Here is a 14,556-nt window from a genome sequence, read left to right as displayed (position 1 = left end):
GCCCTGCGCCCCGGTACTCGGGTGGGTGGGGTTTGTCGGCGGGTGCGGGTTGTAGCGGGTTGCTCGCGCAGTTCCCCGCGCCCCTGAGAAGACCGGGCTGCGCCCTGGTCTTCTCAGGCCCGTAGGGCCGTCGTTCCCTCGTCGTCGAACTCCTCCAGCGCGGCCGAGGAGATCGAGATCACGCGGGTCTCGCTCAACTTCACCGTGTTCCGTTCGGTCTTCCACCGTGGTGGGCGCCTCGGCGCCGGGCCGGTGCTGCGGCTGTGGCGGTCGCTGCTCAGGGTCGTACACATGAGGTCGTACGGATGAGGGCCTACGGATGAGCAGGGTCGGGCGGTGGGCGCGTACCGAATGGGGGGCGTTGTACGACGCCGTAGGGCCGGCCGTCGTACGACGGCGGCTGCGGGCGGCGCCCATGTCCCTCGCCGCCGTCTGTCTGACGACCCTCCTGCACTTCGCGCACAGCCGGCCCTGGGGCTACGGGTTCGTGCAGGACGTGGGTACCGTGCGCGCCGAGGACCCGCTGTGGCTCGCGCTGCTGCGCACCCCGCTCTCCCTTTTCGTACCGGCCCTCGACCTGCCCGTCTGGGGTGCGCTGGCGCAGATCCTGCTCGTGTTCGGCGTCGCGGAGATCTGCCTCGGCCGCCGGAGGACGCTCCTCGTCGCCTACGTCGCCACGCTCGCCGGGACGCTCTACGCGCGCGTGGGCATCGCCCTCGGGCCGGACTTCCCCCTCCTCGGGCTGCCGGGCTCGGACGCGCGGGTCGTGGACACCGGGCCGTCGGCTGCCGTGGTCGGGCTCGCGGTGTTCGTGGGATGGCGCTGTCGGGCGTACGTCACGGCGGGCGCGGTGATCGTGGCGATGGTCGTCGAGGTGCTGGTGAAGGAGAACCTCGCGGGCAAGGAGCATCTGGCGGCGATCGCGGCCGTGCTGCTGCTGTGCGCGGCGTACTCCGCCGTACGTCAGCGTCGGTCGCGCAGCTCGGCGTCGGCCCCCGGCGCGGACTCCGGTCCCGACTCCGGCCCCGGCCCCGACTCCGACGTCGACGTCGACCCGGACGCCGATTTGGTCGCCCGCCCTGCCTCCGGCTCGGGCACCGGCCCCCGCTCCGGACCTGCCACCGGACCCGACCCCGAAACCGACCCCGGTTCGAGCGCCGGGGGCCCCTGCCCCGACTTCCCCGGCTCCAGCATCGGCGCCTCGTCCGGTCTGCCGCCGATCCAGTCCTGGAAGCGGCGGCCGGGGCCCGCCCAACGACGGTCGTGGCGGTAGGCGCGCAGCCAGGACTTGGCTCGGGCGCGTGGGCGACGGCGATAGAAGCGGCGGGCCCAGGGGGAGGTGGGGCGGGCGAGGCGGATCGCTCCGACGACGGCGATGAGCGGGATGATCACGCCGAAGACCGCCGTGCGCGCCTTGCCCTTGCTGAGGGCGACCAGGGCGAAGAGGAAGTTCGTGCCGATGCTGCCGATGACCGTGCCGCGGTCCTGGAGTTCCTCGTCGGAGAGGTCGTTGACGCCGAACGGGAGGAAGCCGCCCAGCATCAGGACCACCAGGGCCGTCGTCAGCACGACCATCTCGACGCTCTTGCGGCCCTGCTCGCTCCAGTACACGTCGTCGAGGTGCAGGATCAGCGCGAACTCGTCCAGCACCAGCCCGGCGCCCATGCCGAAGAGCACGGCGGCGAGCAGCGCGCCGAGGCCGTGCCCGTCGCTCGCGACCGAGCCGAAGCCGCCGACGACGGTGAGGACGACACCGGGGACCACATGGTGGATGTGCACACCGCCGCTGCCGCTGATGTTGCGGAACGGGCCCTTCCCCGCCCTGATGAGCCGGGTGATGATCCGGGTGATCAGGAACGTCAGGACGAACGCGCTGAGTGCGAGGAGCAGCGGCAGTTTGCCGGGCTCGATGATGTTCCGCTCCCACCAGTGACCCATATGCGAACTTTATCCAGCGCCTCCTCCGGATGCTCCCGCACCACCTTCAGGCGCTCCCGCACCGCCCGGTAGCCTGCGCCGGTGTCCACGACCCCCGCCCCCCGGCCCACCCTCCTCGACGGCCTCCGCTTCGCCTTCGGCACGCTCACCGTGCTGCCGGTCAAGGTGTCCCGATGGGACCGCGCCGCCGCGCGTGTCGGGATGCTGTGCGCACCCCTCGCCGGGCTGGTCGTCGGCCTGGTCGCCGCCGCGCTCGGCGGTGCGCTGTGGGCCCTGGGCGCGGGCGCGCCGCTCGCCGCCGTGGCCTCCGTCGCCGTACCCGCCGTGCTCACCCGGGGTCTGCATCTGGACGGGCTCGCCGACACCGCCGACGGGCTGGGCAGCGGCAAGCCCGCCGAGGACGCGCTGCGGATCATGAAGCAGTCGGACATCGGGCCGTTCGGTGTCGTCACCCTCGTCCTCGTCCTGCTCGCCCAGGTCGCCGCGCTGACCCAGCTCTACGACCGCTCCTGGGCCCTGGGCGCGCTCGCGGCGGCCGTCTCGGCGACCGCCGCCCGGCTGGCCCTGACCCTCGCCGCGCGCACCGGGGTCCCGGCGGCCCGGCCGGAGGGGCTGGGCGCGGCGGTGGCGGGGGTGGTGCCGGTACGGGGTGCGACGGTCGCCGCGGTCGCGCTCCTGCTGACGGCGGCTGTCGCGGGGGCGTGGTTCGGCCCCTACGACGCCACCGGTGTCGTCGTCGTGATCGGGCCGGTCGATCCGGGGCCGCTCTTCGCGCCGTACGACGCGGTCCGCCCGGTCCTCGCGGTGCTCGCCGCCCTCGTCGTCGCCGAACTCCTGCTGCGCCACTGCGTACGACGCTTCGGCGGAGTGACCGGCGATGTGTTCGGCGGACTGGCGGAGACCGCGGCCACCACGGCGCTGGTCGTCCTCACGCTCGGCTGACAACCGCCTCCCAGGAGCTGTCAGCAGGCCTTGCGCCACACCCCCAGTTCGTACTTCTTCAGCATCGAGCTGAGCTTCAGCCGTCGGGCCTCGGGGCAGAACTCGCTCGTCCTCAGCTCGTACTCGACGTGGAAGACCGCCTTGTCGGCCTCGATGAACGGGGTCATGTCGTCGCACTCGTCGTACTGGGCGCACTGCTCGTTGACCGCGAAGTCGAAGTCGTCGACCAGCTCCGGGATCTGGTCCATGTCGTTCTTCAGGCCCACGGACATGCCCCGCTCATGGGCCAGGCGGGCGATCAGGCGGTTGTAGCGGAGCTGGTCGGCGGCCTTCAGGGGGAAGCCGGTGCGGTTCACATAGCCGTCCATGTTGTCCGGCTCGACCGCGTCGAACCCCTTCTCCTCGCACATGTCGAGGCGGGCCGCCATGAGGGGTTCGAGGATCTCGGTCTCCCGGATGTCGAGCCAGCGCTCGCCGTCCCAGCCGTTGCTCCTGCCGATGACCGACTCGGGGAACTCGTCGGCGTCGGGGCGCCAGTCCTCCCAGGCGCCGGTGGACAGATAGCAGATGGCCTTGCGGCCGTCGTCGTGCAGTTCGGCGACGGTGTCGGCGGAATGGTCGAAGCCGTCGATGTCGTACACCGGTACGTCGATGGAGGTGTCGAGGCGGCCGCCCAGCTGCCACTGCCAGTCCGTGCCGGGCTTCGGCCGCCAGAGCTCGCCTCCGGGCTTGTCCTCGGGTGCGCTCGTGCACCCCGCGACCAGGAACAGAAGGGCGAGGACGGCGAGGACGCGACTCATCGGGCGGGCTCCAGGGTGTACGGCGACGTGCCCCCAGCATGATCCACCGCCCCGGCGTCGTACCCGGTGCCGTGGCATTCCGTGTGGTGTGTTCATCGGTGCGCGGTCGCCTTCCCCAGCAGCGCGCAGACGAGCACGGCCTGGATCGCGGACGCCGTCCCGTACACGATCAGGCCGGCCCGATGTGGGCCCGCGCTGTCCGTGGCCAGCACCACGGTCTGGGCGACGGCCGCCGCGCAGCACACGGCGACGGCGCTCAGCACCGCGCCGAAGGACTGGAGCAGCAGGCCCGTCCACAGGACCACGCCCAGCAGGAGCAGGCTCGCGAGGCGGAGGCCGTCGAGCGGCACGGCGGTGTCCGCCTGCCCGAGCGCGGCCGGGAGCCTCGGGGAGTGCGGCCAGAGCGTGACCGTGACATGGGCGAGGACCAGCAGCGCGGCGAGATAGCCCGCGAGGCACTGGACCAGGGTCACGGCCGTGCCGTGCCGGAAGGCCCTCGGGGTGCTGCTGGCGCGCAGTCCGGTGAGGCTGCCGCTGCGGAAGCGGTGGAGCAACCATTCGGCGGGGCCCATGCTGAGGGTGAGCGCCACGGCGGCGGGCGCGGCGACCGTGCTGTGCGCCTCGCCGGAGAGCATGTCCTCCAGGCCCGCGTACAGGACCAGCACACCGCTGCCGAGACCGAACAACGCGTAGGGGATGGATGCGATGAGCGGAGGGCCCGAGGGTGCCTTCGCCGGAGTTCCGACCGGAGTTCCGGGCTGGGCTCCGAACGGCAGCAGCGCGGGGAACCCGGCCGACCAGACGCCGAGGTCCGGTTTCCGTGCGGCGGGAGCGACTTCGAGTCCGGCGAGGACGACGACCGCCGCGAGGGACACGGCCAGCAGGGTGAGTCTCGCCCCGTCGGGCATCTCCCGGGCCAGGGCGAACAGCGCGCCCGCCGTCATCGGCAGCAGGCAGTACAGCAGGGCCCGTTCCCGGCCCATGACCAGCAGCACGGTCGCGGCGCCCAGATAGCAGGCCTCCCCGACGGCGAAGGCCACGGCGCCCGAGTCGCCCGTACCCGCCGCGAGGAAGGCGACCAGCGAGCCGAGCAGGACGCCCACGGGTGCCCCGGCGAGCAGCGACCGGCGGGCCGCGTCACGGTCGCCGAGCCCCAGCCAGGAGTACGCGCGGTGGGCGAGGCCCTGGTTCCAGGTCCAGCCGCACAGGGCGCCGGCGAACAGCGGGACCGTGCCGGCGGGCAGGCCGCGGATGTCGTGCGGGCCCATGAGGAGGGGTGCGCCGAGGACGTAGCCGAGGCCCGGGAGGGCGAAGACCACTCCCCTCAGCAGACAGCCCAGCAGGCCTGTGCGCCAGGGGTCGTAAGGGGAGCCGTCCGGTTCCGGATGGTTGCGCTCGACCCGTCCGTACAGCTCCTCGGCGAGGGCGAAGGAGTTCCGGCAGCCGTATCGCTCGCGTATCCGGTCGTCGGACATGCCGTCGGACTCCAGCAGGGCGGCTATCTCGTCCGGGTGAACGGCGGCGGCTATGAACTCCCGCAACCGCTCGGCGAGTTCGTCGATCGGGTCGGGTCCGGCCCAGCTCGTGGGCGGGCGGTCGCGCTGCCGGGGCACGGCCGACAGGGTGACCGGCTCGGCGCCCGAGGGCACGCCCGGGGTCTCGCTCACCAGTCGGTCCCGTCCGTCGCCACCGCTTGGTACCAGGGGTCGCGCAGCTCGACGGTCCAGTCGGCGACCGTCTCCGGAGTGGGCTCGTAGACGACCTCGTCGCGGCCCGCCAGCTCCAGATAGATCGTGCGGAAGGCGTCCACGGAACGGCGGAGCGTGAACCGGTCGATCACCCGCTGACGCGACAACTCGCCCAGTTCCAGACGTCGTTCGTCGTCGCGCAGCAGGGACAGCGCGGCGGCCGCCATCTTCTGCGGCTCGCGCGGCGGTACGACGAGGCCGGTGTCGCCGACCGCCTCGCGGACCCCGCCGACGTCCGTCGACACGGTCGTACGGCCGCAGGACATGGCCTCGATGATGGAGAACGGGAAGCCCTCGGAGATCGACGACAGCATCACCACATGGCCAGCCGCGTACGCGCGCCACACCTCGCTGATGCGGCCCTCGAAGGTCAGCCCGTCCGTGATGCCCAGCTCGGCGGCGAGCTTCTCCAGCGTCGTCGCGTACGCCTCGCCGCCGGGCGGCACCGGGCCGAACAACCGCAGTCGGGTCTCGGGGAGTTCGGCGCGGACCATGGCGTAGGCGCGGAGCAGGGTCTCCAGGTCCTTGATGGGGTCGACGCGGCCGCACCAGCTGAGGGTGGGCACCTCGGGCTCGGGGCCCGCGTGCGGGAAGGCGGCCGGGTCGACGCCGTTGTAGACCGTGCGGATCCGGTCGGGGTCGGCGCCGCCGCGCTGCTCCCAGCGGCTGTTGTACTGGTTGCAGGGGGTGATGAGGTCGGCCTCGCGGTAGCCGAGGGAGTTCAGCTCGCGGTAGAAGCCGAGCAGGCACGCCTTCACGGGCCAGCGGTGGTCGCCGCCGCGGTGGCCGAGATAGCGCTCGCGGAGATAGATGCCGTGCTCGGTGAGGAGGAACGGTACGCCGTCGAGCCGGTGGGCGGCGAGCGCGGGCAGGGTCGCGAGGCCGCTGCTGACGGCGTGGGCGACGGAGTCCTCGGGGATCCGGGTGCCGAGCGGCCGCAGGGCGTGTTCCAGCAGGTCGGTCGCGGTGAGCGCGTCGTGCACGGTGGGGCGGGCGGCGGCCGTCGGCAGATGCGGGGTGGTCCAGATCCACATCAGTGAGCGCAGCGCCGACTCGGAGCGCAGCGCCGCCGACAGCCGTCCGTCGCGGGCGATCCCGGCCAGTTCGAACAGGGCCTCCCCGAAGTCGCGTCCCGCGTCCGGCGCCTCAGGATCGAGGAAGGCGAGCAGCAGCCGCTCGTACGCCTCGGTGAAGCGGCGCAGGGCCCTGCCGTGCGGGGCGTGTCTGCGGCCCGGGCGCGGGCCCCAGGTCGGCACGGAGGTGTGCCGGCGGACGTTGGGCGGCAGCTCCCAGGTCACCGGCTCACGGCCGGTGCCGGTGAGCGACACGATGTGGAAGTCGACCTCGGGCATGCCCTTGACGAGCTGGTCGCACCAGGTGCTGACCCCGCCGTGGACGTGCGGGTAGGTGCCTTCGGTGAGCATGGTGACATGACGGCCACTGCGCATCATGCGCGGTTTCCCCCTGTGGGACAGCCTTTTCGGCATGGCTGGGGGCGCACCCCGGCGGTCAGGTACCGGGGTGCGCCGGTCTCGCGAGCCCTACGAGAGGGCGGTGTGGAGAGCCCTAGGAGGGCAGTTTCAGCGTGAGCGCGGTCTGCAGGCCCGTGGGCGTGGTCCAGCCCGAGCGCTTGCCCGCGTACGACGTGCCGAAGGCCTGGGCGCCGAGCAGGAGCTGCTTCTTCGTCCCCTCCGGCGCGGTCACCGGGATCTGTGTCCCGGACGGCGCGGTGACGGTGACGGTGGTGCCGACGCGGTACGCGGTCACCTTGTTGTTGGCGATCGCGGCCTGCCAGGCGGCCCGGCGCTGGAGTTCGGTGCCGATGGCGCTCTGGCGGAGGTTCTCCAGCGGGGTGTTGTCGGCGAAGAGCGCCTTGTAGTCGGTCAGCACCTTCTCCATGACCGGGTACAGCAGGCGGTCCTCGGCCATGTTGGACTGGTGGGCGTAGTGCGGGCGCGGGTCGTTGCTGATGGCGTGGCCGAGGTCGGTGCGGGCCTCCTGCGGGACGATGTACTCGTCGTAGCCGGTGGCCGCGTCCAGCGGTTCGTCCAGGCAGGTGGAGGCCGCGTTGGTCTCGCAGACACCGCTGCCGCCGTCGGCTCCGGACGTGTAGATCCAGTTGTACTCGTCGGCCATCTCGGCCTTGGTGCCCGTGTTGTAGTACACGTTCATCGGATAGCGCGGCACGGTCAGCGCCTTGCCCACCGCGCGCTGTTCGGGCTCGCGCGAGTTGTCGGACGCGATCCACTTGACGCCGTTGTCGGAGAGGGCGCCCGCGAGGTTGGGGTTGTCGTTCGGCTGCTGCGGGAGCGTCTTCAGGCCCGAGTGCTCGCCGGTGACCAGTTCGGTGCGGTCGATCGGCAGGCCCTTGGTCGCCGCCCAGTTGTTGTTGTCGCGGATCTGCGCCGAGATGTCGGCGCGGCTCATGTACCGCGTGGAGCCGTCGGCGTTCTTGGCGCAGCTCCACGGCACGGTGGAGGTGTCCTGGACGCAGCCGAGGAAGGGGTGTGTGTAGGTGTGGTTGATCCAGCGGTACTTGGCCTTGTCGGCGAGGAGGCGGTCGGTCATGGCGTCGGTGCCGCCGTTCTCCGCCTTCCACTCCTCCCCCGCGCCGGCGTTGTACACCATGTCCATGGTGAAGCCGTGCTCCTGCTGCCACTGGGCGGCGTAGGCCGCGTCGGCGGCCGTCATCCGGATCGGGGCGCCCTCCTCGCCGCCGCCCACGCAGTCGATGTCGCCGGGCGTGCAGTTGCGCTCCTTGTCCCAGCGGGCGTCGGGCGCGAACACGTCGTCGACGTGCACGGCGAAGTAGTTGCGGGCCTGGCCCAGGTGGATGCCCTGGGTGAGCCACTCGACGATGCCGCGGGCCAACAGCCGGAACTGCTGCTGGTACTGGTTGTAGGCGAACGTCACCACCAGCTCGCGCCGCCCGTCGTGGGCGTACTCGCCGACGAGGCTGCCGGTGCCGCCGCCACCGGGCAGGGGTGCGTCGACATAGCTGGTGAAGCCGGTGCGGGGGGACGCCAGATAGGCGTAGCTCTCGGTCACCGACGAGGAGTTGTCCTCGAAGCGGAAGGCCCCGTCGAGGTAGCCGAACGAGCCCGACCTGCCGGCCGCGGTGACGGACGCCTCCCGTCCGTCGAGGGTGCCGGAGTACGAGGCGTACTCCAGGCCGACCTCCGGGTGCGCCCAGGTGTAGGCGTCGACCTGCGGGATGCCGTACGTCTTCTCGTACGTCTCCAGGGCCGTCTGCTCGGCCGAACCCGCGCCGAACGGGGCCTCGTTGGGCAGGACCACGCCCTGGTACTTGGCGCGCGGGGTGCCGCCGACGGTGTCGCTCAGGAAGGCGGCGGTGATCTTCGGGCGGCCCGAGTCGTTGAGGTCGATCCGGGTGTACGGGATGCCGGTGTTCTTCAGTTCGGTGGTGATGGCCTGAACCGAGCTGTCGCCGTTGTCCACCACCAGCACCTTGAGGTCGATGCGCGGCTCCCCGGCCGCCGTCGCGCCGGGCACCCCCAGCCCCACCGACAACAGGCCGGCGGCCGCCGCCACGGCGGTCGCGTTTCTCCATCTGCGCACGCTCTGCGCCATATTCGTCCCTACCCCCCCAGAAGATTCCCCTCACGATCGGTGATCGAGTGGAGGGGAATCTGTGGAAATGCTGCAAACCGATGAGCAGACCGCTCGCCGGATGCCGACGAGTGTGGCTCAGGTCGGGTGAGGTGAGGGGTGGGAAAGGACCATGACGCCACGCAGGGGTGACCGTCCGCAGAAATGACCGAATTCGATCGCCGCGAGCGCGGATGGCGAGGGTGGTCCGCGAGCGCGCGGCGACAAGGGATCCCCCTACGCCGAATTCATGGGGATCTCCCTGCACGGCCGGACGCGAAAGTCGGGGAGGCTGGTCGATGAAGGACCGGAGGACCGGCATGCGCGCGAACGGCCGCGCAGCCCGGATCCGATAGGCCGAACAAGGCCTAGGCTCGTTCTCGGCATGCTCCGGCCCGGTCGAGCCGTCCGTTCGGCCATCGAAACTCAATTGGAAGCGAGATCTCACCACCGTGACTGCTCTCACTCTCAGCACCGCCGCCGCGTCGGGCCTGCGTGCCGACGCGATCGTCGTCGGTGTCGCGAAGGGTGCCAAGGGCCCGGTCGTCGCACCGGGCGCCGAGGCCGTGGACAAGGCGTACGACGGCAAGCTGGCCGGCGTCCTGCAGACCCTCGGTGCCTCGGGCGCCGAGGGCGAGGTGACGAAGCTGCCCGCCCCGTCCGGCTTCAAGGCACCGCTCGTCGTGGCGGTCGGCCTGGGAGCCGAGCCGGAGAAGGACGGCTCGTTCGGCGCCGAGTCGCTGCGCCGGGCGGCCGGTGCCGCGGCCCGCGCGCTGACCGGCACGAAGAAGGCCGCGTTCGCGCTGCCGCTCGGCGACGCCTCCGACGTCGGCGCCGTCGCGGAGGGCGCGCTGCTCGGCGCGTACTCGTTCGACGCCTACAAGGACACCGGCAAGGACACCAAGTCGAAGAACGGCAAGGCGCCGCTCGCCGAGGTCGCCCTGCTGGGCGCCAAGCCCCGCGACCGCGCCCACAAGGCCGCCGCGGAGCGGGCCGTCGCCGTGTCCGAGGAACTGAACCGCGCCCGCGACCTGATCAACACCCCGCCGAACGACCTCGACCCCGAGGCGTTCGCCGCCGTCGCCCAGGCCGCGGCCAAGGAGCACGGCATCAAGGTGCAGGTGCTCGACGAGAAGGCGCTGGAGAAGGGCGGCTACGGCGGCATCCTCGGCGTCGGCGCGGGCTCCGCCGCCGCTCCCCGCCTGGTGAAGCTGTCGTACACCTCCGCCAACGCGACGAAGCACCTGGCGTTCGTCGGCAAGGGCATCACCTACGACTCGGGCGGCATCTCGCTCAAGCCCGCCGGGCACAACGAGACGATGAAGTGCGACATGAGCGGTGCCGCCGCCGTGTTCGCCGCGGTCGTCGCCGCCGCGCGCCTCGGCCTGGAGGTCAACGTCACGGGCTGGCTCGCCCTCGCCGAGAACATGCCGTCCGGCTCCGCCACCCGCCCGGGTGATGTGCTGCGCATGTACAGCGGCAAGACCGTCGAGGTCCTCAACACCGACGCGGAGGGCCGGCTGGTGCTGGCCGACGCGCTCGCCAAGGCGTCCGAGGACAAGCCGGACGCGATCGTCGACGTGGCGACCCTGACCGGCGCGATGATGCTGGCGCTGGGCAACCGCACGTTCGGGATCATGGCCAACGACGACGCGTTCCGCTCCGCGGTGCACGAGGCGGCGGAGGAGGTCGGCGAGGCGGCCTGGCCGATGCCGCTGCCGGACCACCTGCGCAAGGGGATGGACTCCCCGACCGCCGACATCGCGAACATGGGTGAGCGGTACGGCGGCGGGCTGGTCGCCGGCCTGTTCCTCAAGGAGTTCGTGGGCGAGGGCATCACCTGGGCGCACCTGGACATCGCGGGGCCGGCGTTCAACGAGAGCGGGCCGTTCGGATACACGCCCAAGGGTGGAACGGGGTCCGCTGTGCGGACTCTGGTGCGGCTGGCCGAGCTCACGGCGGCGGGCGACCTCGGCTGAGGTTTGTTCCTTTGTCATAACGGCCCCTGGGTGCTCGCCGCCCCGGGGCCGTTGTGCCGCGCGCTCCTTTGAGAGTGCGACGTCTCACACACAGGCCCGGCGTCTCGTTCCCTCTCGACAAGTGCGAAGATGGGGCTCGGCAGGACAGGGCCCCCACCACAGGGCCGAAGAAGAGCGGCCGGACACCAGCCGCCGCGCGGTCACTGGAGACCGGCGTACGGCGCACATGCATGGAGGACGTGACGTGGCGAACGACGCCAGCACCGTTTTCGACCTAGTGATCCTCGGCGGTGGTAGCGGTGGTTACGCCGCGGCCCTGCGCGGGGCGCAGCTGGGCCTGGACGTCGCCCTGATCGAGAAGGACAAGGTCGGCGGCACCTGCCTGCACCGGGGTTGCATCCCCACGAAGGCCCTGCTGCACGCGGGCGAGATCGCCGACCAGGCCCGCGAGAGCGAGCAGTTCGGTGTGAAGGCCACCTTCGAGGGCATCGACGTCCCCGCCGTCCACAAGTACAAGGACGGCGTGATCTCCGGCCTGTACAAGGGTCTGCAGGGGCTCATCGCCTCCCGCAAGGTCACCTACATCGAGGGTGAGGGCCGACTGTCCTCCCCCACCTCCGTCGACGTGAACGGCCAGCGCATCCAGGGCCGCCACGTCCTGCTGGCGACCGGCTCCGTGCCGAAGTCGCTGCCGGGCCTGGAGATCGACGGCAACCGCATCATCTCCTCGGACCACGCCCTCGTCCTGGACCGTGTGCCGAAGTCCGCGATCATCCTGGGCGGCGGCGTCATCGGCGTCGAGTTCGCCTCCGCGTGGAAGTCGTTCGGCGCCGACGTCACCGTCATCGAGGGCCTGAAGCACCTCGTCCCGGTCGAGGACGAGAACAGCTCCAAGCTTCTCGAGCGCGCGTTCCGCAAGCGCGGCATCAAGTTCAACCTGGGCACGTTCTTCTCGAAGGCCGAGTACACCGCCGAGGGCATCAAGGTCACCCTGGCCGACGGCAAGGAGTTCGACGCCGAGGTCCTGCTGGTCGCGGTGGGCCGTGGGCCCGTCTCCGCCGGTCTCGGCTACGAGGAGCAGGGCGTCGCGATGGACCGCGGCTACGTCCTGGTCGACGAGTACATGCGCACGAACGTCCCGACCATCTCCGCCGTCGGTGACCTGGTCCCGACCCTCCAGCTCGCGCACGTCGGCTTCGCCGAGGGCATGCTGGTGGCGGAGCGTCTGGCCGGTCTGAAGGTCGTTCCGATCGACTACGACGGTGTCCCCCGGGTGACGTACTGCCACCCCGAGGTCGCCTCCGTCGGCATCACCGAGGCCAAGGCCAAGGAGATCTACGGCGCGGACAAGGTCGTCGCTCTGAAGTACAACCTCGCGGGCAACGGCAAGAGCAAGATCCTGAACACCTCGGGCGAGATCAAGCTCGTCCAGGTCAAGGACGGTGCCGTGGTCGGCGTCCACATGGTGGGTGACCGCATGGGTGAGCAGGTCGGCGAAGCCCAGCTGATCTACAACTGGGAAGCCCTCCCCGCCGAGGTCGCCCAGCTCGTCCACGCCCACCCGACGCAGAACGAGGCGCTCGGCGAGGCCCACCTGGCCCTCGCGGGCAAGCCGCTGCACTCGCACGACTGACCCCTCGGTCGACGAAGCGACGATCCAGACTTCCGCAATCGTTAAGGAGCAACAGAAACCATGGCGGTTTCCGTAACCCTTCCGGCGCTCGGCGAGAGCGTCACCGAGGGCACTGTCACCCGCTGGCTGAAGGCCGAGGGTGAGCGCGTCGAGGCCGACGAGCCGCTGCTCGAGGTCTCCACCGACAAGGTCGACACCGAGATCCCCTCCCCGGTCGCCGGCATCCTGGCGTCCATCAAGGTCGCCGAGGACGAGACCGTCGAGGTCGGCGCCGAGCTGGCCCTGATCGACGACGGCACGGGCGCGCCCGCTGCCGCCCCGGCCCCCGCCGCCGCCGAAGCTCCGGCCCCGGCTGCCGCGCCCGCCCCGGCGCCGGTCGCCGAGGCCCCCGCTGCCCCGGCTCCGGCCCCCGCCGCGGCTCCGGCCGCCCCGGCCGGTGGCGCCACGGGCACCGACGTGGTCCTCCCCGCGCTCGGCGAGAGCGTCACCGAGGGCACCGTCACCCGCTGGCTCAAGGAGGTCGGCGAGAGCGTCGAGGCCGACGAGCCGCTGCTCGAGGTCTCCACGGACAAGGTCGACACCGAGATCCCGGCGCCCACCTCCGGTGTGCTCCTGGAGATCGTCGTCGCCGAGGACGAGACCGCCGAGGTCGGCGCCAAGCTGGCCGTCATCGGCGCCCCGGGTGCCGCTCCGGCGGCTGCCCCGGCCGCCCCGGCTCCGGCGCCCGCCGCCGCTGCCCCGGCCCCGGCTCCGGCCCCGGCCGCCCCCGCGCCCGCGCCCGCTCCGGTCGCGCCCGCGGCTCCGGTCGCCCCGCCGGCCCCCGTCGCGCCCGCCGCCCCGGCTCCGGCCCCCGTGGCCGCCGCCCCGGCTGCTCCGGCCCCCGCGCCGGCCCCGGTCGCCGCCGCGCCCGCCGCCGCCAAGGCGACGGACGAGGGTGCGTACGTGACCCCGCTGGTGCGCAAGCTCGCCGCCGAGAACGCCGTCGACCTGGGCTCCGTCAAGGGCACCGGCGTCGGCGGTCGTATCCGCAAGCAGGACGTCATCGCCGCCGCCGAGGCCGCGAAGGCCGCCGCCGCCGCCCCGGCTCCGGCCGCCGCCCCGGCTGCCGCCGCCGCCAAGAAGGCCCCGGCGCTGGAGGTCTCCCCCCTCCGTGGCCAGACCGTCAAGATGACCCGCATCCGCAAGGTCATCGGCGACAACATGGTCAAGGCCCTGCGTGAGCAGGCCCAGCTGTCCTCGGTCGTCGAGGTCGACATCACCCGTCTGATGAAGCTCCGGGGACAGGCGAAGGACTCCTTCGCGGCCCGCGAGGGCGTCAAGCTCTCCCCGATGCCGTTCTTCGTCAAGGCCGCCGCCCAGGCGCTGAAGGCCCACCCGGTCATCAACGCCCGGATCAACGAGGCCGAGGGCACGATCACCTACTTCGACGCCGAGAACGTCGGTATCGCGGTGGACTCCGAGAAGGGCCTGATGACCCCGGTCATCAAGGGCGCGGGCGACCTCAACATCGCCGGCATCGCCAAGGCCACCGCCGACCTGGCGGGCAAGGTCCGGGCGAACAAGATCACGCCGGACGAGCTGTCCGGTGCGACGTTCACCATCTCCAACACCGGCTCGCGCGGCGCGCTCTTCGACACGATCATCGTGCCGCCGAACCAGGTCGCGATCCTCGGCATCGGCGCCACGGTCAAGCGCCCCGCCGTGATCGAGACGGAGGAGGGCACGGTCATCGGCGTCCGCGACATGACGTACCTGACCCTCTCCTACGACCACCGCCTGGTCGACGGTGCCGACGCGGCCCGCTACCTGACGGCCGTCAAGGCGATCCTGGAGGCCGGCGAGTTCGAGGTGGAGCTCGGCCTGTAAGGGTCTTCTGTTCGCAGTACGACGGCGCCCCCGTCCGGATC

Annotated in this window: 8 protein-coding genes and 2 pseudogenes; 5 read left to right on the top strand and 5 right to left on the bottom strand. The window is 71.8% G+C overall.

Features of this window, described 5'->3' with window-relative positions:
• Positions 1-319: 319 nt before the first annotated feature.
• Positions 320-1,009: pseudogene (locus SGFS_RS41125) on the top strand (hypothetical protein); the annotation flags it as partial.
• Positions 1,010-1,179: 170 nt separating this feature from the next.
• On the opposite strand, the pseudogene SGFS_RS41120 reads toward SGFS_RS41125, so the two are convergent.
• A pseudogene (locus tag SGFS_RS41120) lies at positions 1,180-1,938 on the bottom strand (hypothetical protein); the annotation flags it as partial.
• Positions 1,939-2,019: 81 nt separating this feature from the next.
• Between SGFS_RS41120 and SGFS_RS41115 the strand changes: the two are divergent.
• On the top strand, positions 2,020-2,880 hold the full coding sequence (locus tag SGFS_RS41115) for an adenosylcobinamide-GDP ribazoletransferase (protein ID WP_286257388.1): 861 nt from the start codon (positions 2,020-2,022) through the stop codon (positions 2,878-2,880).
• 20 nt (positions 2,881-2,900) lie between these two features.
• On the opposite strand, the gene SGFS_RS41110 is transcribed toward SGFS_RS41115, so the two are convergent.
• The 4 genes from SGFS_RS41110 to SGFS_RS41095 all read right to left on the bottom strand — a co-directional run bounded on the left by SGFS_RS41110 (position 2,901) and on the right by SGFS_RS41095 (position 9,019).
• Complete coding sequence (locus SGFS_RS41110; RefSeq protein WP_286257387.1) at positions 2,901-3,680, bottom strand: endo alpha-1,4 polygalactosaminidase; 780 nt, start codon at positions 3,678-3,680, stop codon at positions 2,901-2,903.
• A 92-nt stretch (positions 3,681-3,772) separates the two neighbouring features.
• Positions 3,773-5,347 (bottom strand): hypothetical protein, encoded by a 1,575-nt coding sequence (locus tag SGFS_RS41105; protein WP_286257386.1) that lies wholly within the window; start codon positions 5,345-5,347, stop codon positions 3,773-3,775.
• Positions 5,344-6,879, bottom strand: a complete 1,536-nt coding sequence (gene pelF / locus SGFS_RS41100) for a GT4 family glycosyltransferase PelF (RefSeq protein WP_286257385.1) — start codon at positions 6,877-6,879, stop codon at positions 5,344-5,346. Before pelF ends, SGFS_RS41105 begins: the two co-directional genes overlap by 4 nt.
• 115 nt (positions 6,880-6,994) lie before the next feature.
• Positions 6,995-9,019 carry a hypothetical protein gene (locus SGFS_RS41095; RefSeq protein ID WP_286257383.1) on the bottom strand — a complete coding sequence of 675 codons (2,025 nt, stop codon included), beginning with the start codon at positions 9,017-9,019 and terminating at the stop codon, positions 6,995-6,997.
• Positions 9,020-9,489: 470 nt separating this feature from the next.
• Between SGFS_RS41095 and SGFS_RS41090 the strand changes: the two genes are divergently transcribed.
• The 3 genes from SGFS_RS41090 to sucB all read left to right on the top strand — a co-directional run bounded on the left by SGFS_RS41090 (position 9,490) and on the right by sucB (position 14,515).
• A complete protein-coding gene (locus SGFS_RS41090) occupies positions 9,490-11,016 on the top strand; it encodes a leucyl aminopeptidase (RefSeq protein WP_286257382.1) in 1,527 nt (508 codons plus the stop codon).
• Between the two features lie 244 nt (positions 11,017-11,260).
• Positions 11,261-12,649 (top strand): dihydrolipoyl dehydrogenase, encoded by a 1,389-nt coding sequence (lpdA, locus tag SGFS_RS41085; RefSeq protein ID WP_286257380.1) that lies wholly within the window; start codon positions 11,261-11,263, stop codon positions 12,647-12,649.
• A 60-nt stretch (positions 12,650-12,709) separates the two neighbouring features.
• Positions 12,710-14,515 carry a 2-oxoglutarate dehydrogenase, E2 component, dihydrolipoamide succinyltransferase gene (sucB, locus tag SGFS_RS41080; protein ID WP_286257378.1) on the top strand — a complete coding sequence of 602 codons (1,806 nt, stop codon included), beginning with the start codon at positions 12,710-12,712 and terminating at the stop codon, positions 14,513-14,515.
• The last annotated feature ends 41 nt before the right edge of the window (positions 14,516-14,556 follow it).

Source organism: Streptomyces graminofaciens, assembly GCF_030294945.1.
Lineage (GTDB): Bacteria > Actinomycetota > Actinomycetes > Streptomycetales > Streptomycetaceae > Streptomyces > Streptomyces graminofaciens.
This window is presented reverse-complemented; position numbering and strand designations above follow the sequence as displayed.